General features: G+C 65.9%; 25 protein-coding genes and 2 tRNA genes. 15 read left to right on the forward strand and 12 right to left on the reverse strand.

Translation table 11 applies throughout. The annotated features are described in order from the left end of the window. Positions 1–25 precede the first annotated feature (25 nt). Positions 26–847, forward strand: a complete 822-nt coding sequence (gene xth, locus ACXIQ9_RS03505; RefSeq protein ID WP_459015636.1) for an exodeoxyribonuclease III — start codon at positions 26–28, stop codon at positions 845–847. Here xth and ACXIQ9_RS03510 read toward each other — a convergent pair. Continuing rightward, a complete protein-coding gene (locus tag ACXIQ9_RS03510; protein ID WP_459015638.1) occupies positions 844–2298 on the reverse strand; it encodes an FAD-linked oxidase C-terminal domain-containing protein in 1455 nt (484 codons plus the stop codon). The genes xth and ACXIQ9_RS03510 overlap by 4 nt on opposite strands. A 231-nt stretch (positions 2299–2529) precedes the next feature. On the opposite strand from ACXIQ9_RS03510, the gene hemL reads away from it, so the two are divergent. Genes hemL through ACXIQ9_RS03530 form a run of 4 tightly spaced genes read left to right on the forward strand, consistent with a single transcriptional unit; the run spans position 2530 to position 6762 of the window. Then, positions 2530–3768, forward strand: a complete 1239-nt coding sequence (hemL, locus tag ACXIQ9_RS03515; RefSeq protein WP_232197257.1) for a glutamate-1-semialdehyde 2,1-aminomutase — start codon at positions 2530–2532, stop codon at positions 3766–3768. A 2-nt stretch (positions 3769–3770) separates the two neighbouring features. After that, a complete protein-coding gene (locus ACXIQ9_RS03520) occupies positions 3771–4886 on the forward strand; it encodes a TRAP transporter substrate-binding protein (RefSeq protein WP_459015640.1) in 1116 nt (371 codons plus the stop codon). Continuing rightward, a complete protein-coding gene (locus tag ACXIQ9_RS03525; RefSeq protein WP_459015642.1) occupies positions 4886–5392 on the forward strand; it encodes a TRAP transporter small permease subunit in 507 nt (168 codons plus the stop codon). The genes ACXIQ9_RS03520 and ACXIQ9_RS03525 overlap by 1 nt, the downstream gene beginning before the upstream one ends. After that, on the forward strand, positions 5392–6762 hold the full coding sequence (locus tag ACXIQ9_RS03530; protein ID WP_459015644.1) for a TRAP transporter large permease: 1371 nt from the start codon (positions 5392–5394) through the stop codon (positions 6760–6762). Before ACXIQ9_RS03525 ends, ACXIQ9_RS03530 begins: the two co-directional genes overlap by 1 nt. Here ACXIQ9_RS03530 and ggt read toward each other — a convergent pair. The 3 genes from ggt to ACXIQ9_RS03545 are packed head-to-tail and all read right to left on the reverse strand — an operon-like array spanning position 6759 to position 12689. Then, positions 6759–8573, reverse strand: a complete 1815-nt coding sequence (gene ggt, locus ACXIQ9_RS03535) for a gamma-glutamyltransferase (protein WP_459015646.1) — start codon at positions 8571–8573, stop codon at positions 6759–6761. The two genes, ACXIQ9_RS03530 and ggt, sit on opposite strands and share 4 nt — an antisense overlap. After that, entirely contained in the window at positions 8570–12175 is a 3606-nt protein-coding gene (locus tag ACXIQ9_RS03540; RefSeq protein WP_459015648.1) for a hydantoinase B/oxoprolinase family protein, read from the reverse strand. The genes ggt and ACXIQ9_RS03540 overlap by 4 nt, the downstream gene beginning before the upstream one ends. A 22-nt stretch (positions 12176–12197) precedes the next feature. Beyond that, entirely contained in the window at positions 12198–12689 is a 492-nt protein-coding gene (locus ACXIQ9_RS03545; protein ID WP_010315780.1) for a YajQ family cyclic di-GMP-binding protein, read from the reverse strand. Positions 12690–12753: 64 nt separating this feature from the next. Between ACXIQ9_RS03545 and ACXIQ9_RS03550 the strand changes: the two genes are divergently transcribed. Then, entirely contained in the window at positions 12754–13170 is a 417-nt protein-coding gene (locus ACXIQ9_RS03550) for an MAPEG family protein (RefSeq protein ID WP_459015651.1), read from the forward strand. A 9-nt stretch (positions 13171–13179) separates the two neighbouring features. Here ACXIQ9_RS03550 and ACXIQ9_RS03555 read toward each other — a convergent pair whose 3' ends face one another. The 3 genes from ACXIQ9_RS03555 to ebsA are packed head-to-tail and all read right to left on the reverse strand — an operon-like array spanning position 13180 to position 15247. After that, positions 13180–13692, reverse strand: coding sequence for an LOG family protein (locus tag ACXIQ9_RS03555; RefSeq protein ID WP_010315776.1), 513 nt, complete (start codon positions 13690–13692; stop codon positions 13180–13182). A 37-nt stretch (positions 13693–13729) separates the two neighbouring features. After that, positions 13730–14836 (reverse strand): phosphotransacetylase family protein, encoded by a 1107-nt coding sequence (locus tag ACXIQ9_RS03560; RefSeq protein WP_459015653.1) that lies wholly within the window; start codon positions 14834–14836, stop codon positions 13730–13732. Positions 14837–14860: 24 nt separating this feature from the next. Next, complete coding sequence (gene ebsA, locus ACXIQ9_RS03565) at positions 14861–15247, reverse strand: type IV pilus biogenesis protein EbsA (protein ID WP_459015655.1); 387 nt, start codon at positions 15245–15247, stop codon at positions 14861–14863. A 26-nt stretch (positions 15248–15273) separates the two neighbouring features. Between ebsA and ACXIQ9_RS03570 the strand changes: the two genes are divergently transcribed. Further along, positions 15274–16020 carry an SDR family NAD(P)-dependent oxidoreductase gene (locus ACXIQ9_RS03570; protein WP_459015657.1) on the forward strand — a complete coding sequence of 249 codons (747 nt, stop codon included), beginning with the start codon at positions 15274–15276 and terminating at the stop codon, positions 16018–16020. On the opposite strand, the gene map is transcribed toward ACXIQ9_RS03570, so the two are convergent. Beyond that, entirely contained in the window at positions 16017–16883 is an 867-nt protein-coding gene (map, locus tag ACXIQ9_RS03575) for a type I methionyl aminopeptidase (RefSeq protein ID WP_010315770.1), read from the reverse strand. The genes ACXIQ9_RS03570 and map overlap by 4 nt on opposite strands. A 57-nt stretch (positions 16884–16940) precedes the next feature. On the opposite strand from map, the gene ACXIQ9_RS03580 reads away from it, so the two are divergent. The 6 genes from ACXIQ9_RS03580 (at position 16941) to gltX (ending at position 19929) form a co-directional block, all read left to right on the forward strand. Beyond that, positions 16941–17246 carry a hypothetical protein gene (locus ACXIQ9_RS03580; RefSeq protein ID WP_010315768.1) on the forward strand — a complete coding sequence of 102 codons (306 nt, stop codon included), beginning with the start codon at positions 16941–16943 and terminating at the stop codon, positions 17244–17246. A gap of 44 nt (positions 17247–17290) precedes the next feature. After that, a complete protein-coding gene (gene rplS / locus ACXIQ9_RS03585) occupies positions 17291–17794 on the forward strand; it encodes a 50S ribosomal protein L19 (RefSeq protein ID WP_010315765.1) in 504 nt (167 codons plus the stop codon). 95 nt (positions 17795–17889) lie between these two features. Then, a tRNA-Trp gene (locus ACXIQ9_RS03590) sits at positions 17890–17962 on the forward strand. A gap of 37 nt (positions 17963–17999) precedes the next feature. Continuing rightward, on the forward strand, positions 18000–18188 hold the full coding sequence (locus ACXIQ9_RS03595; protein WP_006043540.1) for an SH3 domain-containing protein: 189 nt from the start codon (positions 18000–18002) through the stop codon (positions 18186–18188). A 207-nt stretch (positions 18189–18395) separates the two neighbouring features. Next, positions 18396–18469: transfer RNA gene (locus ACXIQ9_RS03600), tRNA-Asp, on the forward strand. Between the two features lie 23 nt (positions 18470–18492). After that, positions 18493–19929 (forward strand): glutamate--tRNA ligase, encoded by a 1437-nt coding sequence (gene gltX, locus ACXIQ9_RS03605; protein WP_459015660.1) that lies wholly within the window; start codon positions 18493–18495, stop codon positions 19927–19929. On the opposite strand, the gene ACXIQ9_RS03610 is transcribed toward gltX, so the two are convergent. Genes ACXIQ9_RS03610 through ACXIQ9_RS03620 form a run of 3 tightly spaced genes read right to left on the reverse strand, consistent with a single transcriptional unit; the run spans position 19834 to position 21963 of the window. Next, the gene (locus ACXIQ9_RS03610; protein ID WP_459015805.1) at positions 19834–21111 is read right to left on the reverse strand and encodes a cation:proton antiporter domain-containing protein; all 1278 of its coding nucleotides are present in this window, start codon (positions 21109–21111) and stop codon (positions 19834–19836) included. The genes gltX and ACXIQ9_RS03610 overlap by 96 nt on opposite strands. Continuing rightward, complete coding sequence (locus ACXIQ9_RS03615) at positions 21101–21352, reverse strand: hypothetical protein (RefSeq protein ID WP_296415649.1); 252 nt, start codon at positions 21350–21352, stop codon at positions 21101–21103. The genes ACXIQ9_RS03610 and ACXIQ9_RS03615 overlap by 11 nt, the downstream gene beginning before the upstream one ends. 8 nt (positions 21353–21360) lie before the next feature. Then, positions 21361–21963, reverse strand: a complete 603-nt coding sequence (locus ACXIQ9_RS03620) for a DUF1643 domain-containing protein (RefSeq protein WP_247477394.1) — start codon at positions 21961–21963, stop codon at positions 21361–21363. On the opposite strand from ACXIQ9_RS03620, the gene polA reads away from it, so the two are divergent. Both polA and cysS read left to right on the forward strand, forming a co-directional pair. Further along, a complete protein-coding gene (gene polA / locus ACXIQ9_RS03625; RefSeq protein WP_459015663.1) occupies positions 21913–24858 on the forward strand; it encodes a DNA polymerase I in 2946 nt (981 codons plus the stop codon). The two genes, ACXIQ9_RS03620 and polA, sit on opposite strands and share 51 nt — an antisense overlap. Then, positions 24855–26297 (forward strand): cysteine--tRNA ligase, encoded by a 1443-nt coding sequence (gene cysS, locus ACXIQ9_RS03630; protein ID WP_459015665.1) that lies wholly within the window; start codon positions 24855–24857, stop codon positions 26295–26297. The genes polA and cysS overlap by 4 nt, the downstream gene beginning before the upstream one ends. Here cysS and ACXIQ9_RS03635 read toward each other — a convergent pair. Continuing rightward, positions 26294–26515: a hypothetical protein gene (locus ACXIQ9_RS03635; protein ID WP_459015667.1), complete on the reverse strand. Its 222-nt coding sequence runs from the start codon at positions 26513–26515 to the stop codon at positions 26294–26296. The two genes, cysS and ACXIQ9_RS03635, sit on opposite strands and share 4 nt — an antisense overlap. Positions 26516–26538 lie beyond the last annotated feature (23 nt).

The following is a 26538-nucleotide window of genomic DNA, read 5'->3' on the forward strand; positions in this document are numbered from 1 at the left end:
AGCAGCCCCAAGCCACCTCCCATCGATGCGCATCGCCAGCTGGAACGTCAATTCCGTGCGGACCCGCCTGGATCAAGTGTTGGCCTGGCTGCAGACCCATGAACCGGATGTGCTCTGCCTGCAGGAGACCAAGGTCAGCGACGACCTGTTCCCGCTTCAGGCCTTTGAGCAGATCGGCTACCACTGCGCCATCAGCGGACAGAAGGCCTACAACGGCGTCGCCTTGATCAGCCGAGAGCCGCTGGAGGACGTCCAGGTGGGCTTCGACGCCCTGCTCCCGGACGCGGGGCCGCTCAGCGAACAAAAACGGGTGATCAGCGGAATGCTCGATGGGGTGAGGGTCCTGAACCTCTACGTCCCCAATGGCAGCTCCCTGAAGAGCGAGAAATACCCCTACAAGCTTGAGTGGCTGGCCTGCCTGCAGCGCTACCTGGCGGTGCAGGAGGAGCAAGGGGATCCGCTCTGCATGGTGGGGGACTTCAACATCGGTCTGGAGGACCGGGATCTACCGGACCCGCAACGCCTCAGCGGCACGATCATGGCCAGCGATCCAGAGCGCACAGCCCTGCGCGCCGCCCTCGCTGATCGCCTCACCGATGTCTTTCGTGTCTTTGAACCGGGCAGTGGGCACTGGAGCTGGTGGGACTACCGCAGCGGGGCCTGGGACCGGGACCTGGGCTGGCGCATCGACCACATCTATCTCTCAGAGGAGCTCCTGGGCTGCGCCACCGGCTGCGTCATCGACAAACAGCCCCGCGGCAATGTCCAACCCAGTGACCATGCCCCGGTGGTGGTGAACCTGGCCTGGCCGCCGGAAGAGGACGAAGACGAGGACAGCTGGCCCTAGTAGAGCTCGACCCCCTCGGGTAGGCGCTGGCCTTCCTCCCTTAGCTCCACCCAGCGACGGGCCGATTCTCCGCAGCTCTTTGGGGTGGGGAAGATCTTGCCGGGGTTAGCCAGGCCGTCTGGATCAAAGGCCCGCCGCACCAGTTGCATCGTCTCGAGGTCATCGGGACTGAACATCCAGTCCATGTAGCAGCGCTTGTCGCTGCCCACCCCGTGTTCACCACTGATGCTGCCGCCGGCATCGAGGCAGAGCTTCAAGATGGCTGCCCCCAAGGCCGTGACCCGCTCGTTCACGCCGGGCTCATCGGCGCGATACAGGATCAAGGGGTGGAGGTTGCCATCACCGGCGTGGAAGACGTTGGCCACCGCCAGACCGTGCTCCTCACTTAATCGTTCAATCGCCGCCAAGACCCGCGGCAGGGCAGTCCGCGGCACCACCCCGTCCTGCAGGTAGTAGTTAGGGAATTGGCGGCCCAGGGCTGAAATCGCACTCTTGCGGCCCTTCCAAAGGCGATCGCGCTCTTCCTGACTCCAGGCCTCACGGACCCCACCGGCTCCTGCCTCCCGGCAGAGCTCCGCGGCCATCTGCACCGACTCCTGCACCTCCAGGGGGTGCCCGTCGAGTTCCACCAACAGAACAGCTGCGGCCTCGCGGGGGTACTCATCCACGCCGAAGAAGTCATTGACCGCATGGATGCAGCGGCGATCCATGATTTCCATGCCCGCCGGCAGGACCCCAGCGGCGGTCACCAGACGCACGGCCTCTCCCGCCGCCTCCATCGAGGCGAAGTCCGCCAACAGCACCGCCACGCAGGCCGGTTGCCGCAACAGGCGCAGGGTGATGGCCGTCGCAATCCCCAGGGTTCCCTCACTACCGATGAACACCCCACGCAGGTCCAGCTCGGGGGTCTCCGCCATGCCCGAACCCAGGGTCGTCACGCTGCCATCGGGGAGGACCACCTCCATCGAAAGGACGTGGTTGCTCGTCACGCCGTACTTCAGGCAGTGCACCCCGCCGGAGTTCTCCGCCACGTTCCCGCCGATGCTGCAGGCCACCTGGCTGGAGGGGTCGGGGGCGTAATAGAAGCCATCGCCGGCGACCGCCCGCGTCACCCAGCTGTTGATCACCCCGGGCTCCACGGTGATGCGCTCATTGGGGAGATCAATGGCAATCACCCGGCGCATGCGGCTGGTGGCGATGACCAGCGCGGGCTGCTCCGCCAAGGCCCCGCCCGAGAGGCCCGTGCCGCTGCCTCGGGCGATGAACGGAACCTGAAGCTCGTTGCAAAGGCGCACCACCGCCGCCACCTCAGCGGTGGTCTCCGGCAAAACCACCAAGGGCGGTTGATGGCGATGCAGCGTCAAACCATCGCAGTCGTAGGCCAGCAACTCCTGACGCTTGGCCACCACCGAGCGCGCCGGCAGCAGGGCCTTCAATCGGCGCTCAACCAAGCCCCAGTCTGGATTCACAGCGATTGTGGGGACGCCCAACGACCTTAACGAGCTGGCACGGTCTCGACCGCTTGGGCGGTGATTGCGTAAGGATGGGCGACGCTTAAGGCCCATTTGGGGTCTCGAGCCCCAATCCAGTCTGCGGATTCCGTTTTGACCTCGGCTCCTGTCTCGGCACCTGTGCACAACACCACCCGTTCCCAGGAACTCTTCAGTGCCGCCCAGAAGCTGATGCCCGGCGGCGTCAGTTCACCCGTGCGCGCGTTCCGTTCGGTGGGCGGCCAGCCGATCGTCTTTGACCGCGTCAAAGGGGCCTATGCCTGGGACGTCGATGGCAACCGCTACATCGACTACATCGGCAGCTGGGGTCCTGCCATCTGCGGCCATGCCCACCCTGAGGTGATCAGCGCGCTGCACGACGCCCTGGAGAAAGGCACGAGCTTCGGCGCCCCCTGCGCCCTCGAGAACCAGCTGGCCGAGATGGTGATCGATGCCGTCCCCTCCGTGGAGATGGTGCGCTTCGTCAACAGCGGCACCGAGGCCTGCATGTCGGTGCTGCGCCTGATGCGCGCCTTCACCGGCCGCGAAAAGATCATCAAGTTCGAAGGCTGCTACCACGGCCACGCGGACATGTTCCTGGTGAAGGCCGGCTCCGGTGTGGCCACCCTGGGCCTGCCCGATTCCCCTGGCGTGCCGCGCACCACCGCCGCCAGCACCCTCACCGCTCCTTACAACGACCTGGAAGCGGTCAAGCAACTCTTTGCTGAGAACCCCGGTGAGATCGCCGGTGTGATCCTCGAGCCGATCGTCGGCAACGCGGGCTTCATCACCCCAGAGCCCGGCTTCCTCGAGGGCATTCGTGAATTGACCAAGGAGAACGGCGCCCTGCTGGTCTTCGATGAAGTGATGACCGGCTTCCGCATCAGCTACGGCGGTGCCCAGGCCAAGTTCGGCGTCACCCCTGACCTGACCACCATGGGCAAGGTCATTGGCGGCGGACTGCCGGTGGGTGCCTACGGCGGCCGCGCCGACATCATGAGCATGGTGGCCCCCGCCGGCCCGATGTATCAGGCCGGCACCCTCAGCGGAAACCCCCTGGCCATGACCGCTGGCATCAAGACCCTGGAGTTGCTGAAGCAACCCGGCAGCTACGAGCGCCTTGAAGCGATGACCAGCCGCCTGATCGCCGGAATCATGGATGGCGCACGCAGCGCGGGTCTGCCCATCACCGGTGGTTCGGTGAGCGCCATGTTCGGCTTCTTCCTCTGCGAGGGGCCTGTGCGCAACTTCGAAGAGGCCAAAGCCGCCGATGCAGAGCGCTTCGGCAAGGTGCACCGCGCCATGCTCGAGCGCGGCATCTACCTGGCTCCCAGCGCCTTTGAGGCGGGCTTCACCTCCTTGGCCCACTCCGATGAAGACATCGACACCACCATCGCGGCCTTCCGCGAGTGCTTCGCCGCGGTGGCCTGACGATGCAGCGGCGGGGCCTGCTGCGGGCTGCGGCCACAGCGGCGGGCTCCGCGGGAGCTGCCTCCTTACTAGGTGCCTGCCGCATCCGCAAAGTCGGTGATACCTCCGGGGTCGCACGGCCCCAGGTGAGCTGGCGCATGGCCACCAGCTGGCCCCACTCCCTGGACACGATTTTTGGCGGCGCCCAGACCATCAGCCGCCGGGTCGCGGAACTGAGCGAGGGCAGCTTCCAGATCGAGCCCTATGCCGCCGGGGAACTGGTGCCGGGCCTGGAAGTGCTCGACGCCGTGCAAAACGGCTCCGTCGAATGCGGCCACACCTCCAGCTACTACTACGTCGGCAAGAACCCCGCGCTGGCCTTCGGCACCTCCGTGCCCTTTGGCCTGACGGCGCAGCAGCAGAACGCCTGGCTCTATGAGGGTGGCGGCAATGAGGCCATCAATCGCCTCTACGCCGATTTCGGTGTGATCAGCTTCCCGGCGGGGAACACCGGAGCCCAAATGGGCGGCTGGTTCAAACGGGAACTGGAGGGACTCCAGTCCCTGCGGGGCCTAAAGATGCGCATCCCCGGCCTGGGGGGCAAGGTCATGGCCTCCCTCGGGGTGAACGTTCAGGTCCTACCCGGCGGCGAGATCTACCTGGCCCTCGATCGAGGCGCCATCGATGCGGCGGAGTGGACCGGCCCCTACGACGACGAGAAGCTCGGCCTCCCCCGGGCAGCCCGCTTCTACTACTACCCAGGCTGGTGGGAACCAGGTCCGACCCTCGCGGCCCTGGTGAACCAGCGGGCCTGGCGCGCCCTTCCGGCGGACTATCAGGCGATGTTCAGCACGGCCTGCTACGAAGCGAACCTCTCGATGCTGAGCCGCTACGACAGCCTCAACGGTCAGGCCCTGCAGCGCCTGATGACAGGCGGGACCCAATTGCGTGCCTACGACGAAGCGATCCTGACGGCAGCCCGCGAAGCCAGCGACCAGCTTTACGCCGACACGGCGCGGACGAACCAGGATTTCAAAACCCTCTACGCCGGCTGGCAGACCTTCCGTGAGCAGATCTGGGCCTGGAACCGGGTGAATCAGCTCTCCTACGCCAGCTTCAGCTACGGCCAACCCCGCTGATGGCGCGCTTGGACTGGCCTGATCAGATCGATCGACTGAACCAAGCTGCCGCCTGGATTTGTCGCTGGTCCATCCTGCTGATGTTGGTGGTCGGGGCCTGGAATGTGGTCGGGCGCTACCTCGGCCTGGCCCTGGGACTGAGCCTGAGCTCCAACGCCCTGATCGAGGCCCAGTGGGCCCTGTTCTCCATCGCCTTTCTGCTGGGGCTGGGCTACACGCTCCAGCGCAATGGCCATGTCCGCGTGGATGTGCTCCACAGCCGCTGGTCAGCCCGCAAACAACGGCGGATTGAACTCGGCGGGACGTTGCTGCTGCTGCTGCCCTTCTCGGTCATGGTGCTCCTGGTCTCGCTACTGCCCGCCCTGCAGTCCTGGCAGATCTGGGAGCAATCGCCGGATCCCAACGGCCTGCCGCGCTACTGGATCAAAAGCTTGATCCCCCTGGGCTTTGGCTTGTTGGCGCTGCAGGGGCTGGCCCAGGCGCTGCGCCTGGGGCGTGAGCGCTGATGGAACTGGAGGCCTTCGGCTACGTCATCACCTTTTTCCCCGGCGAGGTGCTGGGGCCCGCGATGTTCATCGCCCTGGTGCTGGCGCTACTGAGCGGCTACCCGGTGGCCTTCGGCCTGGGCGGCATCTCGGTGCTCTTCGCCCTGTTGGGGATGGCCGTTGGGGTGATTGAACCCCAGTTCCTGACGGCGCTGCCCCAGCGGATCTTCGGGATCATGAGCAACTTCACGTTGCTGGCGATTCCAGCCTTCGTGTTCATGGGGGCCATGCTCGAGCGCTCGGGCATCGCCGAACGATTGCTTGTGGCCATGGGCCAACTGCTGCGGGGAGTCCGCGGCGGCCTGGCCCTGGCGGTGGTGCTGGTGGGGGCGCTCCTCGCGGCAACCACCGGTGTCGTCGCCGCCACGGTCACCACCATGGGACTGATCTCCCTGCCGGTGATGCTGCGGGCGGGCTACGACCGTTCCCTGGCCACGGGAGTCATTGCGGCGTCCGGCACCCTGGGCCAGATCATTCCGCCAAGCATCGTGCTGGTGGTCCTCGCAGACCAGCTGGGGATCTCCGTTGGTGACCTGTTTCTGGGATCGCTGATCCCCGGGGTGCTGATGACCGCGGGCTTCGCGCTCTACGTCCTGGTCATCAGCAGCCTGAAGCCCGAGCTAGCGCCAGCCCTTACCGCCGAGGCCGGCTCCAGCCAGCCGAGCGGCGGGGCACTGTTGAAGGTGCTGCTGCCGCCCCTGGGCTTGATCCTGCTGGTGCTGGGCAGCATCTTTTTTGGCCTGGCCACCCCCACTGAAGCTGGAGCAATTGGGGCGATCGGAGCCATGGCCCTGGCGGCCGTGGAGGGGGGACTGAATCGCCGCGGCCTCAATCAGGTCTGCGACGACACCCTGCGCACCACCGCGATGGTGATGGCGATTCTGCTGGGATCCACCGCCTTCAGCCTGGTCTTCCGCGGCGTGGGCGGCGATCAGCTGATCAGCGATCTGCTGCTCAACCTGCCGGGGGGCAAGGCGGGCTTTTTGCTGGTGAGCATGGCCGTGATCTTTGCCCTGGGCTTCTTCATCGACTTCTTTGAGATCGCGTTCATCGTCTTGCCCTTGCTGCTGCCCAGCGCGCGGCAGTTGCTGGGACCGGAGGCCCTGCTCTGGTTTGGGGTGCTGATCGGCGCGAACCTGCAGACCTCGTTCCTCTCGCCCCCCTTCGGCTTTGCCCTGTTCTTCCTGCGGGGGGTGGCCCCCGAAGAGGTCAGCACCCAGTCGATCTACCGCGGTGCCTGGCCCTTCATCGGCGTTCAACTCGCGGTCTTGCTGCTGATCGTTTGCTTCCCGCCCCTGGTGAACTGGCTGCCGTCGATGCTGCGCGTCTAGGGATGCTCCGGCACTGCCGCGGCATCCGGTCGACGCGGGTCAGCCACACCCCAACTGCCAAGGAGTCTCTCGGCGTCGTAGCGGACTTCCACGGAGTTCGCTGACCCCATCGCTGGACGCAGCTGGAGTTGATGGCCCTGCTGCTCCAGCAGCCGCCAGGTGTCGGGACTCAACCCCTGCTCAGTGCTGATTTGATCAGGCCAGAGTTGGCTGTGGATCCGGGTCTCTGCCACCGCTGAGGCCAGGTTGAGGCCATGCACCAACCGGTTCAGCAGCACCTGCAGAACTGTGGTGATGATCCGGCTTCCGCCTGGGCTGCCCGTGGCCAGCAGGGGCCTGCCATCGGCGTGGAACACCAGGGTCGGGGTCATCGAGCTGAGGGGACGGCGTTCTGGGGCGATGGCGTTCTGGCTGCCCTGGCGCAGGCCGTAGGCATTGGGCGCTCCGGGCTTGGCCGTGAAGTCGTCCATCTCGTTGTTGAGTAGGAACCCGGCGCCAGGAACGCTGATGCCATTGCCGTAGGCCGTGTTCAAGGTGGTGGTGGTACTCACCAACCCGCCATCGCGGTCCACCACAGAGAGGTGGGTCGTATTGGTGCCGCCCTGGGCCGGCAGTACCTCGGCTTCCAGCTCAGCGGCAGGGCGGTGACGATCGAGCCGAATCTGTCGCCGTTGGGCATCGGCATAGCGATCACTGAGGAGACGATCCAGCGGCATCGCCACCTGGTCCGGATCGCCCAGGAGTCGGTTGCGGTCCCGGTAGGCCAGGTTCATGGCCTCCACCATCCGATGAATCGTCGCGGCGCTGTTCAGACCGCTGCGCTGAAGCTGCAGCGGCTCCAGGACCTTGAGCAGTTGCAGCAGGGTGGCCCCGCCCCCGCTGGGAGGGGGCATCGTCAGCACGGGATAGCCCCGGAGTTCCCCCTGCAGCGGACGCATCCAGGGGGCTTGATAGCGCTTGAGATCCTCCAGGCTGATCAAACCGCCCTGGGCCTGCATCAAAGCGACCAGGTTCTCGGCCAAGGGACCGCTGTAGAAGCAACGGGCGCCCTGCTTCGCAATGCAGCGCAGACTGCGCGCCAGCAGCGGTTGCTTCAGGCGCTCGCCGCTCAGGTAGGGGGCCCCATCGGGCTTGAAGAACTGGGAACGGCTCGTGGGATCAGCCTTCAGCAACGGCGCCGCCGCCTGGAGGGAGTCACTCAACTCGGGGCCCACCAGAACACCCTGTTCAGCCAGGTCAATCGCCGGCTGCATCACCTGGGCGAGGGAGAGGCAGCCATAGCGGCGTTGCACCTGGGTCAAGCCAGCCACCGTGCCGGGGACCCCCGTGCTCAGGAGGCTGCGCAGGGCCCGCTGGCGATTCACCGTGCCGTCGGGGTTCAAAAACAGATCCGCCCGCGCCGCCAGCGGAGCCTTCTCGCGGAAGTTCAGGGCCACGGCCTCACCTCGGCCCAGGCTGATGGCCTGGGGAAGCTCCGGTCCCCGGGCCGCCGCCGCACAGGTGCGAATCGGCCCCCGCTTGGGCAGCCAGAGCAACAGGAAGCCGCCGCCGCCCAAATTGCCCGCTTGGGGCAGGGTCACCGCCAGGGCAAAGGACGTCGCGACGGCCGCATCGACGGCATTACCGCCCCGGCGCAGGATCTCAGCACCCACCGCCGCGGCCTGGGCCTCCTGGGCTGCCACGACTCCGGCGGAGGACTCAACGGGATGGAAACGTTGACTGCGCTCCTGCAAGAGGTTCGCCCCGGCCGCGTTGGGGAAGGCCAGGGCGAGGCAGGCCACAGCCATGGCGAAGGGAGAGTGTCGTCTCATGGCTCCATTGCTCCATAGCCGCCGCCACCGGGGGTCGCCATCTGGAGTTGATCGCCAGGCTGCAGCTCCACCAGCGCAGAACCCGGCAAGGGCTCCAGCTGCGCAGAGCCGGCCCGCCGCAGGCTGTTTTGACCGCAGGCCCCAGCGCCGGCACCGGCCAGACCGAAGGGGGGCACCAGGCGACTGCCGCTGAGCAGGGAGGCCGTCAAGGGCTCCAGGGCCGTCAGGGTCCGCACCACGCCATGGCCACCGGGCCAGCGGCCGATGCCCCCGCTGCCGGCGCGAATCGCAAACTGCTCAAGCCGCACCGGTAAGCGCTGCTCCAGAATTTCTGGATCCGTCAGGCGGGAGTTGGTCATGTGGCTCTGCACCGCATCGGCACCCGCAAACCCCTCGCCAGCTCCGGTTCCGCCGCACACCGTCTCGTAGTACTGGCAATGGGAATTGCCAAAGCTCAAGTTATTCATCGTCCCCTGGGAGGCCGCCAGCGCCCCCACCGCGGCAAACAGGGCATTGGCCACCGCTTGGGAGGTCTCAACGTTCCCCGCCACCACGGCGGCTGGGGGCCGGGGGTTCAACAGACAGCCTTCCGGCACCACCAGTTCCAAAGGATCAAAACAGCCGGCATTGAGGGGAATCGGCTCCTGCACTAGGCAGCGGAAGACATAGAGCACCACAGCCTTGGTGATCGCCAAGGGGGCGTTGAGATTGCCCGCGATCTGAGCGGAGGTCCCGCTGAAATCAATCCGAGCGCGGCGCTGCTGACGATCCACCGACAGGCGCACGACGATCTCCGGGCCAGCATCCAGCGGAACCCGCGCCGCGCCATCGGACAGTCGGCTGAGGACCTGGCGCACCGCAGCGGCCGCCTGATCCTGGACGTGACCCATGTAGGCCAGCACCCGCGCCTCACCCACCGCCTCCATCAAGGCCAGCAGACGCTGAACCCCGAGGTCATTGGCCGCCAGTTGCGCCTGCAAATCCGCCAGCAGTTGATCGGGGTTGCGGGCCGGCCAGGGCCCCTGGGCCAGCCGCTCCCGCCAGGTCTGCTCCAGCAGCCGACCGCCCCGCACCAGCGGGACGTTGTCGAACAACAGTCCCTCCTCCGCAATCGAACGACTACTGGATGGCATGGATCCAGGCGTGATCCCTCCCACATCGGCGTGGTGGCCGCGGGAGGCGACGAAGGCCACGGGCTGATCACCGCCTGAGGGGGAAAACAGGGGCGTGATCAACGTGAGGTCCGGCAGATGAGTGCCGCCATTGAACGGGTTGTTGGAGACGACCGCATCCCCGGGCTGCAGGGGCTCGAGCTCCCCCTGCTCAACGGCCCGCATCAGGGCCAGCACGCTCTCCCCCATGGAGCCCAGGTGAACGGGGATGTGCGGCGCATTGGCCACCAGACGTCCCCGCCCGTCAAAGAGGGCACAGGAGAAATCCAGGCGCTCTTTGATGTTCACCGAGACGCTGGTCTGCTGCAGACGGGTGCCCATCTGCTCAGCAATCGCCATGAAGCGATGGCCGAACAACTCCAAATTGACCGGGTCAGGATCAGTGGTCTGGGCCTTGCTGGACTGAAGACCAGCCGCTGCACCGCGGCTCAAGAGCAATTCGCCCCCAGGCAGGCAGCGAGCACGCCAGGACGCGGGCAGCAGGTTGGTGCCTGTGGCCTCACAGATCAAGGCAGGACCCTCAATGCACTTACCCGGGGCGATCTGGGCGCGCTGCCAGAGGGCGGCGGACCTCCAGGCCCCCTCCAGGAAGACCGAGATGCTCCCGGGCCCTTGAGGCTCGGCTGCGACGGCATAGCTGGAGCGGGGGAGAGCCATGGCACCAGGCCAGCTGAACTCCAGGCTGAGGCGATCGACGACGATCTCGGGCCGATCGCCGCTGGGGAGGTAGCCGTAGCGCTGCTGGAACTGGGCGATGAACTGCTGCCGCAGCCGCTCAGGGCCCGGGCAGGGCTGGGGCCAAGGCACCGCTAGGCACTGGTCCCGGCCTGGTAAGCGCAACTGCAGGGTCCGCTGCAGCTGGGGAGACGCGGGGACGGCACGGATCCGTTCAGCGGTGATCGCCTCCAGTGCAGCCAAGCCTCCTGCTGAGAGCGGACGCCCCCAGGACTTTTCCCACACCTGCCCCTCATCCGCTAGGCCAATGCCGTAGGCCGACAGCACCCCAGCGAAGGGATGCAGGAGCACCTGCTGCATCCCCAGCCGCTCTGCCAGGGCACAGGCGTGTTGGCCGCCAGCCCCACCGAAGCAGCAGAGCACGGCTTCACGTACGTCATGGCCCTGCTGGATCGAGATGCGGCGAATCGCCTCCGCCATCCGCTCCAAGGCCAAATCCAGAGCCCCTTCGGCCGCCGCCTCGGCGGAGCAGCCCAAGCGCTCGCCAAGGGCTTCGAACTGCGACCGCACAACACGCCCATCCAGCGGTTGATCAGCCTTGGGACCAAAGACCGCGGGGAACTGCTCACTCTGCAGCCGCCCGAGCAACAGGTTGGCGTCGGTGACGGTCAGGGGCCCACCGCGGCGATAGCAAGCCGGACCGGGGTCCGCCCCCGCCGACTCGGGACCGACCCGCAGGCGCACACCATCGAACTGCAGTCGCGATCCACCGCCGGCGGCCACGGTGTGAATCGCCAGCATCGGCGCCTGAATCGGCAGCCCCTCGAGCTCCACCTGCTCCAAGCGGGGCCAGGGCCCATCGCAGTAGCAAACGTCGGTCGACGTCCCGCCCATGTCAAAACCGACGATGCGGCCAAAGCCCGCCTCCGCCGCCGTGCGCACCGCACCGACGAGCCCCCCGGCCGGCCCCGACAGGATCGTGTCCTTGGCGCGCAGCGCTGCTGGGGCAGCCAAGACACCACTGGACTGCATTACCCGCAGCGGCACATGGCGGCCCAGGGCCTCTTGCACCTGCTGCAGATAGCCCTGCAGCACCGGACCTACGGACGCCTCAAGCACCGTGGTCTGCCCCCGCGGCACCAGGCGCGGCAGGGGACTGACCTGATGGGAGAGGGCGATCTGCTCAAAGCCGAATGGCTCCAACCAGGAGCCAAGTTGCTGCTCATGGCTCCCATTGGTGGTGCTGTGCAGCAGGGCCACGGCAACACTGCTGTAGCCGTCCTCCTTCGCCGCCTGAACGGCAGCCCGCAGTTCCTCATCCAACAGCAGGGGCTCAAGCTCCTGGCCATCGGCCGCCAGGCGGCCCTGAACCTCAATCACCCGGCCCTGCAACGGCTGCGGACGGCGAATGGCCAAGGCGAAGAGATCAGGCCGGTGTTGATCTCCAATCGTCAGCAGATCAGCGAATCCCCGGTTGATCAGCAACAGGGTGCGTGCACCGCCGCGCTCCAAAAAAGCATTCGTGGCCACCGTGGTCCCCAGCCGCACCTCGGCCACGAGCCCCGGAGGAATGACGTGCTGCTCCGTCCCCAGTCCCAGGCACTGACGAATGACCCGAACCGCCGGATCCCCCGGATGGTCGGGTTGCTCCGAGAGCACCTTGAACACCTCCAGCTCCCCATCCGGCCTGCTGGCCACCACATCGGTGAAGGTGCCGCCCCGATCGATCCAAAAACGCCAGCCTGAGCGGGTCATGGGCTGACAGAAACGCTGTGGTCTAGCGGTAGTTCTGGAACTGCAGGGGTACTTCGACGTCCTGGTCCTTCAGCAGCTGAATCACCGCCTGAAGGTCATCTTTGCTTTTGCCGGTCACCCGCAGGGCATCACCCTGGATGGCGACAGTGACTTTCTTGAGCTCGTCGCGAATGGTTTTGCTGAGCTTTTTCGCCAGCTCCTGACTGAGCCCTTTGCGCAATTTGACCACCTGCTTGACCTTGTTGCCGCCGACGGGCTCAGGGGTTTGGAAGTCGAAGATCTTGAGTGAGAGGTTGCGCTTGGTCGCCTTCTGACGCAGCACGTCCTCAACCGCCTGCAGCGTCATATCGCTTGCGGTCGTGATCGTCAGGCTGGTCTCCTCCAGGTCCACTTCGGTGCCCGAATCCTTGAGGTCGTAACGGGTCGAGACGTCGCGGCGCACCTGGTCCAGGGTGTTCACCAATTCCTGCCAATCGAAATCGGAGACGACGTCGAAGGAGTAGCTGGAGGCCATGCGGTCGCGCGGGGTGAACCGGGCTCAGCCTAGAAAAGGAGGCAACCCAAGCCCGTTGGCCCCGATGCATCCCGCCTTTGCCTGGTCGCTCTTCCTCAGCGCCGGTGTTGTGGTCTCCAGCCTGGTGCCCCTCGGCGCGGCTCGCTCCAAGGCCGACTTCCAACTGAGCGACCTGGCAGCCCCCCGGGCCATGGCCGAGCGGCTGCCGGACTGGGGCAAGCGGGCCAACTGGGCACACCTCAACAGCTTTGAAGCCTTCACCCTCTATGCCCCGGCCGCGCTGATTTGCCTGATGGCCGGCGTCAGCTCGCCGGTGGCCATCGCCGCCGCTTGGATCTATCCGGCCCTGCGACTGGGCTACATCGCCGCCTACGTCGCCAACCTTCCGCCCGTTCGCTCCCTCTGCTGGGCCGGTGCCATGACCTGCGCCGGTCTTCTCTATTGGGATGGACTCCAGGCCGTCATTGCCGCGGCCAACTGAGCAGGAGGGTCAGTCGAAGAACATCAGGCTGACCACCTTGCCCATGTCTTCTGCGGTTCGGCAGCTCGCCAGCAGGGTCTCGCTGTCGTGGAAGGCAAAGCAAATCAGCTGATCGCAGCGGCGAATGATCTCCTGGTTGCAGAGGCTGCTGGCCATCGGCAACGGCAGTTCGTCGTTCTCCGGTTTCTCGACCAGGTGCAGAACCCGATCGAGCTGCTCGCGGGATTCCCGGGGTTGTCTATCGAGGCTTTGGGGCAGCAGCACCGTCAACCGTGAAGGGTCGATCTCCAGGACACCGCGAATCACAGCGGCATTCACGCCCTGGGAGCCCGAAGTAATCAAGCTGTGCCCCTCCTGGGCCAGGGAGCGGGCCACCAACTCCACCAGGTGGACCGAAACCACCGGCACATGGCGGCTGCCGAGAATGGCAATGCGACGCTTACTCCGGTCCTGGAGCATCGCCAGCTCTTGAGCCAGGGTGTCAATCCGGTCGAGGGCCGGCAAATCAAGAGACCGGGTCAACGCATAACACCAGCTGACGTTTCGAAACTAGCAGTGATTACGCAGGGACTGGCAGCCGTAGGCGACTGAAAAGCCGCTCAAAATCGCAATGCTCTTCCACAAGGCGGAAGGCATAGGTGGCCTTCACCGATTCATGCAGTCGAACCTGACCGAAGGCGTTTTCGATCACCCCAACGGTCGTCAAGGTGTCGTGGTCGACCTTGAGCAAGGGGACCTCAAGTTCCTCAGCCCTGGAGATCAACTGGGGCAACGGTTCACCCGCACCCGTGAGGATCAAGCACTGGGTCGAGGCCTCCAGCGCAGCCAATTGGATATCGGTGCGGTCCGCACCCGTGACCACAGCCATGTTGCGGCGGCGACGGAAGAACTCCATGGCGGAGTTCACGTTCATCGCACCAATGGACAGGGTCTCGACCAGAAGATCGTGCCGCTCAGGGCAACAGAGGGTCCGGGCATCGAGGCGGCGAGCCAATTCCTCGACGGTGACGCTGCGCAGCAGTGGCGAGCGGGGCATCACCCCCAGCACCGGCAGGCCAAGCCGCTCGAGGGCGGGGACCACATCAGCGCGCAGGGCCGTCACCTGGGCGGGGGGCACTCCATTGAGCACCACCCCAGCCAGCAGCTCACCCAATTGATCGCGCGCGGCGAGCAGGGGCTCAACGCTGCTGCTGTCGTCCCAGGCATGGACGAGCAGTACTGGCGCCTGCAAGCCCTGGGCCACCTGGGCCAGGCTCAGTCCATAGAGACGGCCATCGTTGAGGCTGCCTGAGGCCTCCATCAAGGTCAGCCCCTCGCTCGAGGACTGCAGTTGCTGCTGCAGCCGCTGGAATCCAGCCCCTGGCTGGAGGTTGCCATCCAGCAGACGCGCCCGAGCTGCTTCGGCGTCCTTGAGATGAACCGAAGGGACCAGCTGGTCATCCTTGAGTCCGAGGATCTGGCCGACAAAGCGCACGTCATCGTCGATCAACGGGTCGGAACCCTCAGCGCTATCGGCCAGGGGTTTGCCAAGCCGAACGCTCACTCCACGCTGCAGCAGCTGGCGAGCCAAGCCCAGCACCACCGCCGATTTGCCACTGAAGGGCGCACAGGAACCGATCAGCAGGGCGGGGGAACAAGCGTGATTCGCCGCGTTGCCCTGGCCCATGTCAACCCAGTTGTTCAATCGAATCTAAGGGGTGCCGGGGGGCGGATCGAGTCCAAGCAACAACCATTGCCAGAAGCTCTCCGGCAGATCCATCGAACCGTCCTGCTCCCTGCAATCCATCAGCCAGAGCACCAGCTGAGAGGTGGCCACTGAACAGGCGTAGCTCGCCCCAGGCAGTGCCGGTGTCGGACGGGTCGGATCCGCCTCCACCACCAACTGCAACTGCGCCGGCTCCGAAGGAGCCACCCCCGCCCGCCAACGCAGCTCAAAGGGCCGCTGCCCAGCGGGCTTGAGCTGACGCACCCCAGAGCAGGAGCCACGGGCCAAGGTCTCCAGGGCACGCTCCAATTCCGCCGGGCGCGCGCTCCCCTGGCAATAGGGAGCGAACAAGGCCACCAGCCCCGCCGACATGCCAAGCACCGTCCTCTGCACCGAGGATGGCGCAAGCTGAGGCCATCGCCCACCGCTGCATGGGACTGCCGCGCTTTCAAGGACGCACCGTTGCCCTCACTGGAGCCAGCGGCAGCCTGGGCCAAGCCCTGTTGCAGCAGCTCGACGCGGAGGGAGCGCAGCTGATCGCCCTGACCAGCAGCGATCGACCGCTACGCATTGAACGCGCCAATGGGGACCCCATCCCCCTCGAACAGGTGCGCTGGAGCGTGGGCCAGGAGCAGGCCCTGAGCGACGTGCTGGCGCGGGCCGACATCTTGGTGATCAACCATGGCGTGAACTGCCATGGCGAGCGCAGCCCCGAAGCGATCGTGCGATCGCTCGAGGTCAATGCCCTCAGCAGCTGGAGGTTGCTCGAGCTCTACGCCCAGCAGGAAGACGGCACGCGAAAACGGGAGGTCTGGATCAACACCTCCGAGGCCGAGATCCAAGCGGCGGTCAGCCCGCTCTATGAGATCAGCAAACGGCTGCAGGGCCAACTGGTGAGCCTGAGGAGCCTGGACCTGGCCACGGAGACCTTCCGAATCCGCCGGCTGGTCCTCGGCCCATTTCGCTCCGCCCTCAATCCCATCGGGCTGATGTCTGCTGCGTTTGTCGCCCGGGAAATCCTGCGGCAGACCCACTGGGGGTTGGGGTTGGTGATCGTCACACCAAACCCCTTGACTTATCTATTGATGCCCCTGGCGACCCTCAGTCGCTGGGCCTACTTCCGGCTGGTCAGCAGCCGGCCCTAGAAGTCGCGGTCGGTCAGGATCTCGCAGCCGTCGCTGGTCACCGCGATGGTGTGCTCCCACTGGGCCGAGAGGCTGCCGTCAACGGTCACCACGGTCCAGCGGTCCTTCAGGGTGCGGCAAACCTTGCTGCCGGCGTTCAGGATCGGCTCCACCGCGAGGGTCATGCCCGGGCGCAGCTTCATGTTCGGCAGCTCCCGGGTGCGGTAGTTGAAAACCGAGGGCTCCTCATGCAGGTTGCGGCCCACGCCATGGCCGGTGTAGTCCTCCACAACCGCAAAACCGTTGGCCTCGACGTGGTCCTGAACCGCACCGGCCAGATCCAGCAGGGTGCTGCCCGCCTTGACCGTCGCCAGGCCCTTCATCAGTGATTCCTGGGCCACCCGCGCCAGGTCCTGGGCCTCCTGGGAAGCACCCTCACCGACCAACAGGCTGATGCAGCTATCGCCGTGGTAGCCGTCGAAGTAGGCGCCGGTGTCGACCTTGACCAAGTCCCCGGCCTTAATCACCCGCTTGTTGCTGGGGATGCCGTGGACCACCTCGTTGTTGATCGAGGCGCAAATGCTGGCGGGAAAGCCGTGGTAGCCCTTGAAGCTGGGCGTCGCACCCATCTCGCGAATGCGCTTCTCCGCGTGGGCGTCCAAATCCCCTGTGGTCATGCCCGGTTGGGCCAACTCCATGATCTCCCGCAGGACCGTGGCCACGATCCGGCTGGCCTGGCGCATCGTCTCGATCTCACGCGCGCTCTTGACCTCGACACCGCGGCGACTTTTCTGAATCCGGGGGCCGGTCTGGGTCACCGCCGACTGGGGCACCTGACCTTGTTCTTTCTGGGTGGCGGCCAGCAAATCAGCAAAGAGGTTCATCGCGCCAGTGCAGGCCTGCTCTCTGCAAGTTAGAACCTGAGCCCTGGACTGTGCCGCATGCAAGCAACCCTGGCCTGGATGCGGCGCCTCCACGCCGCCATCGCTCCGCTGGTGGTGCTGCCGCTGCTGCTGACCGTCTGCAGCGGAATGGCCTATCGGCTTCTGAAGGATTGGGGCGGCTTCGGCCGGGACCAGGTGCACTGGCTGATGGTCCTGCACGAAGGGGAATGGCTGGGCACCACCGCGGAGCCGATTTACGTGCTGCTCAACGGGCTCGGTCTGCTATGGATGCTGGTCACAGGCACCACCCTGGCAATCCGCCGGCTGTGGCGTCTGCGCCCCCGGAATTCGGGGGCACCTTGAGCCAGTACACTGGTTGTTTGGCCAGGCGTTTTAACGGAGCTGGGATGGCAGCGGATTCCAAGGACATGACCGACGAGATCAAGAACGAAGAGACCCAGGAAGCCGCCGGCACCGAGGCTGCAACTGACTCCGCCGTAGCTGTGGCCGAAAAGCCTGCTGCTGCAAAAGCCACTGTGGGCAAGCTCAGCGCCCACGCCCTGATGCAGGCCTTTGAGGCCGAGCAGATCGCCAAGAACCCCAAGGAGCTCCCCGACATCTACGTCGGCGACACCGTCCGGATCGGCGTCCGCATCACCGAGGGCAACAAGGAGCGCATCCAGCCCTTCGAAGGCGTGATCATCGCCAAGCGCCACGGCGGCCTCAACGAGACCATCACCGTTCGCCGCATTTTCCAGGGCGTCGGCGTGGAGCGCGTCTTCATGATCCACAGCCCCCAAGTGGCTTCCATCAAGGTGGAGCGCCGCGGTAAGGTGCGTCGGGCGAAGCTCTTCTATCTGCGCGACCGGGTGGGCAAAGCCACTCGCGTCAAGCAGCGCTTCGATCGCTGAGGCTCACCGCCTCCAGCACATCGGCCACTTCTCCCAGGAGTGGCCACTGAAGACCTCTGCTCAGCAGAAGTCTTTGAAGAGGGGACATCGGCCCTGCGCCGTTAGTTCAGTTGGTAGAACGCAGGTCTCCAAAACCTGATGTCGGGGGTTCAAGTCCTCCACGGCGCGTTCGATGTCCCCTACCTGCAGTCTCTCGTTTCCGGACATGGAGTTGGATCTACAGCCCGGTGATGTGGTCAAGGTTCTGGAATCCGCCGCCCTCGGCTGGGTTCGTGCCCGGGTGATCCGCGTCAAATCCGGCGGTCGTGTCGTCGTCCAGAGCGACCAAGGCCGTGAGTTCACCGCCCGTGGCAATCAGGTCCGCCTGATCGAACCCGCCGGCTTCCGCCCCTGATCGTCTGAGCTCCGCTCATCACCATCTCAAGCCCGCCCTTGGCGGGTTTTTTTGTGCCCAAAACCAGTGCCAGTTCACAAGGTTTGCCGGCTCAGGCCCTGAGTGTGTTGACGGAGGGCAGGGCGACAACGGATACTTTTGAGGTCGCAAACGCGACACGGCTGGGGCCTTGAAATTCCAGACGGAGAGAGCTCTTAGAGCGCTCAAGGGACTGTAGTTCAACCGGTTAGAGCACCGCCCTGTCACGGCGGAAGTTGCGGGTTCGAATCCCGTCAGTCCCGTTTCCACCTTGAGGTCAACGCCAGTGACAGGAACTGGAGCGGCGGTCCGTGTGCGTCTCGCCCCCAGCCCGACTGGAACGCTTCATATCGGTACCGCTCGCACGGCGGTCTTCAACTGGCTCTTCGCCCGTCACCTCGGTGGGGAGTTCCTGCTGCGGATCGAAGACACCGACAAGGAGCGCAGCAAGCCGGAATACACCGCCAACATCCTTGAAGGGCTGAAGTGGCTGGGGATCAACTGGGACGCGGAGCCCGTGATCCAAAGCGAGCGAATCGAGGCCCATCGCGCCGCCATTCAGCAGCTCCTGGACTCCGGCAAGGCCTATCGCTGCTATGCCAGCGAAGCAGAGCTCACTGAAATGCGGGAGCAGCAGGCGGCCGCCAACCGCGCCCCCCGCTACGACAACCGCCACCGCGACCTCAGCCCAGAGCAGGAGCAGGCCTACATCGCCGAGGGACGCGAGGCCACCATCCGCTTTCGCATTGATGACGAGGCCGTCATCACCTGGAACGACCTGGTCCGCGGCGCCATGCGCTGGTCCGGTAGCGACCTGGGCGGCGACATGGTCATTGCCCGTCGCGCTCCGGCCGATCAAATCGGCGACCCCCTCTACAACCTGGTGGTGGTCGTGGATGACGCCGCCATGGCCATCAGCCATGTCATCCGAGGCGAAGACCACATCGCCAACACCGCCAAGCAGCTGCTGCTCTACGCAGCCCTCGGTGCACCCGTCCCCGAATTTGCCCACACCCCTCTGATCCTGAACAAGGAAGGCAAGAAGCTCTCCAAGCGCGACGGCGTCACCTCGGTCAATGACTTCCGCGAGCAGGGTTACACCGCTGAGGCCCTGGCGAACTACATGACCCTGCTGGGCTGGTCGCCGCCGGAGGGCATGGAGGAGCGGTTCAGCCTGAGCGACGCGGCCCAGGTCTTTGGCTTTGATCGGGTCAACAAAGCTGGAGCCCGCTTCGACTGGGACAAGCTCAACTGGCTCAATAGCCAGGTGCTCCACGAGCGCAGCCCTGAGCAACTTCTGGCTGAACTCGAGCCCCAATGGAAGGCCCTGGGCTGGAGCCATAGCGACGCCAGCTGGCTCCAGGAACTCTGCGCCCTGCTCGGTCCCTCGCTGGTCACCCTCAAGGACGGCATCGAGCAGGCCCGTCCCTTCTTTGAGCGCCCCGAACTCAGCGAGGCCGCCCTCAAGCAACTCGAGCTTGACGGTGCCCGCCCAGCCCTAAAGGCCCTGCTCGAGCATCTGCCCGAGGGCGCTTTGACAGCCGAGGCCGCCCAAGAACTGCTGGGCAAGGCCGTGGCCGATGCCGGCGTCAAGAAAGGCGTCCTGATGAAGACCCTGCGGGCCGCCCTACTCGGCAGCCTTGAAGGTCCCGACCTGCTCACCACCTGGTTGCTGCTCCAGCCCAGTGGCGAGGCCAGGGCTCGCATCGAGCGCAGCCTCTAGGTCGCTCTCCACGAGCCCCAAGCGCCGTGCCAGCAGGGGAGCAGACAGCCCCTGCACCGCCACGGTGATCAAGATCATCAGGAACACCAGGCCCTTCAGCGCACCGCCGCCACTCACCCCGGCGGCGCTCAATTTCAGGGCAAACAAGCTGGCCACGGCCGCCGTCACGATTCCCCGCGGCGCCACCCAGCTGAGCATCAACTTGTCGCCCCAACTCAATCCCGGCAGGCCCACCGACCCGGCCTGAACCACCAGCCAGCGATACAGCATCAGGGCGGCCACACAGCTGACACCACCCCAGCCCAAGGGCGAGAGCTCAGCCCAGGAGAGATCCGCGGCCAAGAGGGGAAATAGCACCGTGATCGCCAGCTGGGCCAGGTGGGCAATCAGGGCATCAAGGTTGCTCGCTTCGTCCTTGAGCCGCAGGCCGACCACGATCCCCGCCGACACCGCCGCCGGGAGCCCCGCCTCCGGCAAGAGCACCTGGGTGCCACTCACCAACAGGAACAACACCCCCAAGCTCAGTTGCAACCGGAGGCCCTCGGCCTCACTCGGCAGGCGCTGCAGCACCAGGACCAGAAGCCAGCCGCAACACCCACCCATCAACACCCCACCGCCCAGGCGCAGCAGCAACAGCGGCAGGACCTGATCCCACTGGGACAAATCACCCAAGGCCAACTGCAGCAGCAGCAGGGCCAACACGGCCCCCACCGGCTCCAGGATCAGGCCTTCAGCCTCGAGCACCGCCGAAAGGCGCGGCACCAGACGCATCTGCTGCACCAAGGGCGTGATCACCGTGGGCCCTGTCCCCAGGGCAATGGCCCCAAACACCCAGGCCAAGGGCCAGGACAACCCCGCCAGCTCATGGGCCAGCAGGGCTCCGCCCACCAGCCCGAGCAGACCACGGGTGAGCACCAACTGCAGCACCGTGCGCTGCAGATCGCGACCGGCCAGACGCAAATTCAGGCCGCCGTCAAAGAGCACCAAGCTCACCAGCAAGCCCACCAAGGACTCCAGCCCTCCCCCCAGGCGCTCGGGCTGCACCCAATCCAGTCCGGCATCACCAATCAGCAGCCCCGACGCCAGCAGCAGCACCACCGAGGGCCAGCCACTCAGGCGTGCGATCAGCTGGGCCAGGGCACCGGCAAAAAACGAAAAGCCCCAGATCAGCTCAGAAGTCATCGTCATCGAGGGCACCGAAGACCGGCTCCACTCGGATCCCCTTCACGGCGCTGGGGCGCACCACCAGGTACTCACCGGGCAACTCCGTGATCGGCACGTTGATGAAGGCATCGGCCGGACCGGCATTCAGCACCGTGCCGTACCACTGCTGAAAGGCGTCCAGGCTGGGGAAGTGCACCACCTGCTCATGCCCGCCGGAGAGCAGCAGATGGATCGCATAGCGGCTGGGGGTGCGGGTCATCGAGGCGCTCAACCAGGCCGAAGCTCTTCCCCAGAATGGGTCAAACGCAGCGGCTGCGCAGCCTTGGCGGCATAGAGCGGATGCCGGGGCTGGCCGCTGGCGGTCAGCCCGAGGGCCAGCAGCGGCACACCCTGCTGCCGCAAGAGGCGCAACACCGCTTGGTCGCGATCCCTCCAGCGGCCGCCGTTGCCCCATCCCAGCCAGACCGCGGCCCCGGGCGCGTCCGCCAGGACGCCCAGACGCCGCCGCAACCACTGGTCGGTCTGCGGGCCGATCGGATCGGCGCTGCGCCGGAGCACCGCCGGACTGGCCGAGATGCGGGCGAACAGGTTCAGCACCTCTAGCGATCCGTAGCCCCAGGCCTGGGCAAACGCGATCAAGCGCCGCAGGGTCGGATCATCACGCTCGGCCGTGGCGCGGGAAGGATTCAGCCCGACGAACAGCAACCGCGGGGCCTGCGGCTGCCACTGGCGCTCGAGCCACCAGCGATAACGGCCGCAGGAACTCAAAGCAGCCCGGCCCGTTCTGCCAGGCTGGGCCCACTTGATCTCCAGGGCGTTTTGACCGGCGGCACCACCCTCAAACCCCTGTTGCTGCTGGTGGATGGCCACTCCCTGGCCTTCCGCAGCTTCTACGCCTTCAGCAAAGGTGGCGAGGGGGGACTGAGCACCAAAGAGGGCATTCCCACCTCGGTCACCTATGGCTTTCTCAAGGCCCTGCTGGACAACTGCAAAGGCCTGGCCCCCCAGGGGGTGGTCATCGCCTTTGACACGGCTGAACCCACCTTCCGCCATGAAGCTGACGAGGCCTACAAAGCCCATCGTGACGTAGCGCCAGAACACTTCTTCCAGGATCTGGGCAACCTGCAGCAGATCCTCGAGCAGTCCCTCGACATTCCCCTCTGCATGGCTCCCGGCTACGAAGCCGACGATGTCCTGGGGACCCTGGCCAATCGAGCCGCCAACGATGGCTGGCGGGTGCGCATCCTCTCGGGTGACCGTGACCTCTTCCAGCTGGTGGACGACGAGCGCGACATCGCTGTCCTCTATATGGGGGGTGGGCCCTATGCCAAGAGCAGCGGACCGCTCGAGATTCGCCGCGATGGTGTCGTGGCCAAGTTGGGGGTCACGCCTGAAGAGGTCGTGGACCTCAAGGCGCTCACGGGCGACAGCAGCGACAACATTCCGGGCGTCAAAGGCGTCGGTCCCAAGACCGCCATCAACCTGCTGCAGGCCTACGGCGACCTCGATGGGATCTACGCGGCGCTGGAGCAACTCGAAGCCGCGGGCCCCAAGGCCAAAGATCCCAAGGGAGCCCTGAAGGGGGCGCTGCTGGGCAAGCTCAGCACGGACCGGGAGAACGCCTACCGCTCGCGGATGCTGGCGGAAATCCTGGTGGATATTCCCCTGCCGACGGATCCGCGTCTGCCCCTCGGTGCAGTCAAGAGCGACTCCCTCGCCGAAAGCCTGGAGGAACTGGAGCTCTTCAGCCTGCGGCGCCAGGTCAACAGCTTCGCCACGGTCTTCTCCAACGAACCACCGCCGGCCGTCGCCGCCGCCGAACCCCAAGCCAAAGCCGAAGCACTCAGCGATCCGGCCGCCGATGACGGAGACGCCCGCGACGCTGCACCGCCGGCCCTTGCGCCCCAACTGATCACCAGTAGCGAGGCACTCGAGGCCTTGGTGCAGAGGCTCCTGGGCTGCTGCGACCGCCAGAGCCCGGTGGCGCTGGACACTGAAACCACCAGCCTCAACCCCTTCCAGGCCGAACTTGTGGGCCTCGGAGTCTGCTGGGGAGAAGGACTCGATCAGCTGGCCTACATCCCCCTGGGACATCAGGCGGAACTAAGCGATCCAGCGCAACTCCCCCTCGACCAAGTACTGGGGGCCTTGGCTCCCTGGCTCAGCAGCGCCGCGCACCCCAAAACGCTGCAGAACGCCAAGTACGACCGGCTGATCCTGCTGCGCCATGGTCTGCCCCTGGCGGGCGTTGTCATGGACACCCTCCTGGCGGATTACCTGCGGGATGCCAACGCCAAACACGGCCTCGAACTGCTGGCCCAGCGGAATTTCGGCTTCCTGCCCACCAGCTACAGCGAGCTGGTCCCCAAGGGCGCCAACTTCTCGGCCGTCCCCATGGCCCAGGCCGCCCTCTACTGCGGCATGGATGTCCATGTCACCTACCGCCTGACCCCACTGCTGCGCGGCCAACTCGAGGCCCTGGGTGAGCCCCTCACGGCGCTGCTCGATCAGGTGGAGCTGCCCCTGGAGCCGGTCCTGGCCCTGATGGAAGCCACCGGCATTCGCATCGACACCGACTACTTGGGCGAACTCAGCCGGGAACTCAAGACCACCCTCGAGCGACTGGAGAGCGACGCCAAGGAGGCCGCCGGCACGGACTTCAACCTGGCCTCACCGAAGCAGCTCGGTGAGCTGCTCTTTGACACCCTCGGGCTCGATCGCAAGAAGTCCCGCAAGACCAAGACCGGCTGGAGCACCGACGCGACGGTGCTCGAGAAGCTGGAGGACGCCCACCCTGTGGTGCCCCTGGTGCTGGAGCACCGCACCTTGAGCAAGCTCAAGAGCACCTATGTCGATGCCCTTCCGGCCCTGATGGAGGCGGAAACCGGACGGGTTCACACGGACTTCAACCAAGCCGTCACCGCCACCGGACGGCTCTCCAGCAGCAACCCCAACCTGCAGAACATTCCCGTACGCACGGAGTTCTCTCGGCGGATTCGCAAGGCCTTCCTGCCGGAGGCCGGCTGGACCTTGATCAGCGCCGACTACTCCCAGATCGAGCTGCGGATCCTGGCCCACCTCTCCGGCGAGGAGGTGCTGGTGAAGGCCTATCAAAGCGGTGATGACGTCCACGCCCTCACCGCCCGGCTGCTGTTTGAAAAAGACGAGGTCACCAGCGACGAGCGCCGCCTGGGCAAGACGATCAACTTCGGGGTGATCTACGGGATGGGCGTGCAGCGCTTCGCCCGGGAAACGGGGGTCAGCCAGGCCGAAGCCAAGGAGTTCCTCAGCAAATACAAGCAGCGCTACCCGAAGGTCTTCGCCTTCCTGGAGCTGCAGGAGCGGCTCGCCCTCAGCCGCGGCTACGTCGAAACGATCCTGGGGCGCCGGCGACCCTTTGCCTTTGACCCCAGCGGCCTGGGACGTCACCTGGGCAAGGACCCCCTGGAGATCGAACTGGAGGTCGCCCGCCGCGGCGGCATGGAAGCCCAGCAACTGCGCGCCGCCGCCAACGCCCCGATCCAGGGCTCCAGCGCCGACATCATCAAGCTGGCGATGGTGCAGCTGCAGCAACGGCTCACCGAGAGCGCCCTGCCCGCACGGCTGCTGCTGCAGGTCCATGACGAACTGGTGCTCGAAGCCGCCCCCGAGGCCCTGGAGACGGTGCTCAACCTCACGCGTGAAACCATGGAGCGCGCGGTGACCCTGTCTGTGCCCCTGGTGGTGGAGACCGGCGTTGGCCCCAACTGGATGGAAGCGAAATGACCCTGCGGCTCACCAACACCCTCACCCGCCGCGTCGAGGAGTTCAAGCCGATCGAGCCGGGCAGGGTCTGCATCTATTGCTGTGGGGTCACGGTCTACGACCTCTGCCACCTGGGCCACGCCCGCAGCTACATCGCCTGGGACGTGCTGCGCCGCCACCTGCGCTGGTGCGGCTACGCCGTGACCTTCGTGCAGAACTACACCGACATCGACGACAAGATCCTCAACCGCGCCAGCGAAGAGGGCAGCTCGATGGAGGAGGTCAGCGAGCGCAACATCGACGCCTTCGTCGCCGACATGGGGCGTCTGAACATCCTGCCGGCGGATCGGATGCCGCGGGCCACCCGCAGCCTCGATGCCATCCGCGGCCTGATCAGCGAGCTGGAGTCCAAAGGGGCGGCCTACTCCGCCGATGGTGACGTCTACTTCGCCGTGATGAAGCACGCCGGCTACGGCAAGCTCAGCGGCCGCGATCTGGAGCAGCAGCAGGACAACGCCGCCGGTCGGGTGGCCAGTGCCGAGGAAGCCCGCAAACAGCACCCCTTTGACTTCGCCCTCTGGAAGGGAGCCAAACCCGGCGAACCCAGCTTCCCCTCCCCCTGGGGCCAGGGGCGCCCGGGCTGGCACATCGAGTGCTCAGCCATGGTGCGCGAGGAACTCGGCGACACCATCGATATCCACCTGGGCGGTGCCGATCTGGTCTTCCCGCACCACGAGAACGAGATCGCCCAATCGGAAGCCGCCACCGGCAAGGAGCTGGCCCATTACTGGCTCCACAACGGCATGGTCAATGTCGGCGGCCAGAAGATGTCGAAATCCCTCGGCAACTTCACGACCATCCGCGCCCTGCTGGATTCCGGGGTCTCGCCAATGACCCTGCGCCTGTTCACCCTGCAGGCCCACTACCGCAAACCCCTCGACTTCACCGCGGAAGCCCTCGAGGCCGCCGCCACTGGCTGGAAAGGACTGAACGCCGCCCTCGGTCTGGCCGGCGACACCACCCCCGCCGCCTCAGAGTTGCCAACTGCCCTGGCGGATGCGCGCGGACGCTTCGCCGCGGCCATGGACGATGACCTCAACACCTCCGCCGCCCTGGCGGTGTTGTTTGAGTTGGCCAAGCCCCTGCGGGGTCTGGCCAACCGGATCGAGCGCGGCGACGCCAGCGCCGCAGGTGAACTGGAGCAAGCCAGCCATCAACAGCAACTGGCCCTGCTGCTGGAGCTGGCCGAAGTCGTCGGGCTGAAGCACGAGGGAGCCGAGGGCAGCGCGAGCGGCGGCGGTCCGAGCGACGCTGAGATCGAAGCGCAGATCGAAGCCCGTAAGGCGGCCAAAGCAGCCAAGGACTTTGCCGCCGCCGACCGGATCCGTGATGAACTCAAGGCCCAGGGGATCGAACTGATCGACAAGCCCGGCGGCCTGACGGAGTGGCTCAGGGCCTAGGGCTTGGGCTTGGGAGCCTGCTGGTTTTTCATCATCTGCTCGATCTTGCGGATGCGGGTGGCCGTGGTGCTCCAGACCTCCTTCTGAAACCCGGGCTCACACTCCTCGACCAGGGTCTCGATCGGCTCGCCCCGCTCAAAGGCCTCCCAGAGCTGACGCTCCAGCTTCGCCCGCTCAATGAAGTTGAAGCGCTGGAGCCACTGGGGACCGAGGGCCATGGGGAGACGAAAGCTCCGCTCAG

The sequence above is a fragment of the Synechococcus sp. LTW-G genome (assembly GCF_054459035.1).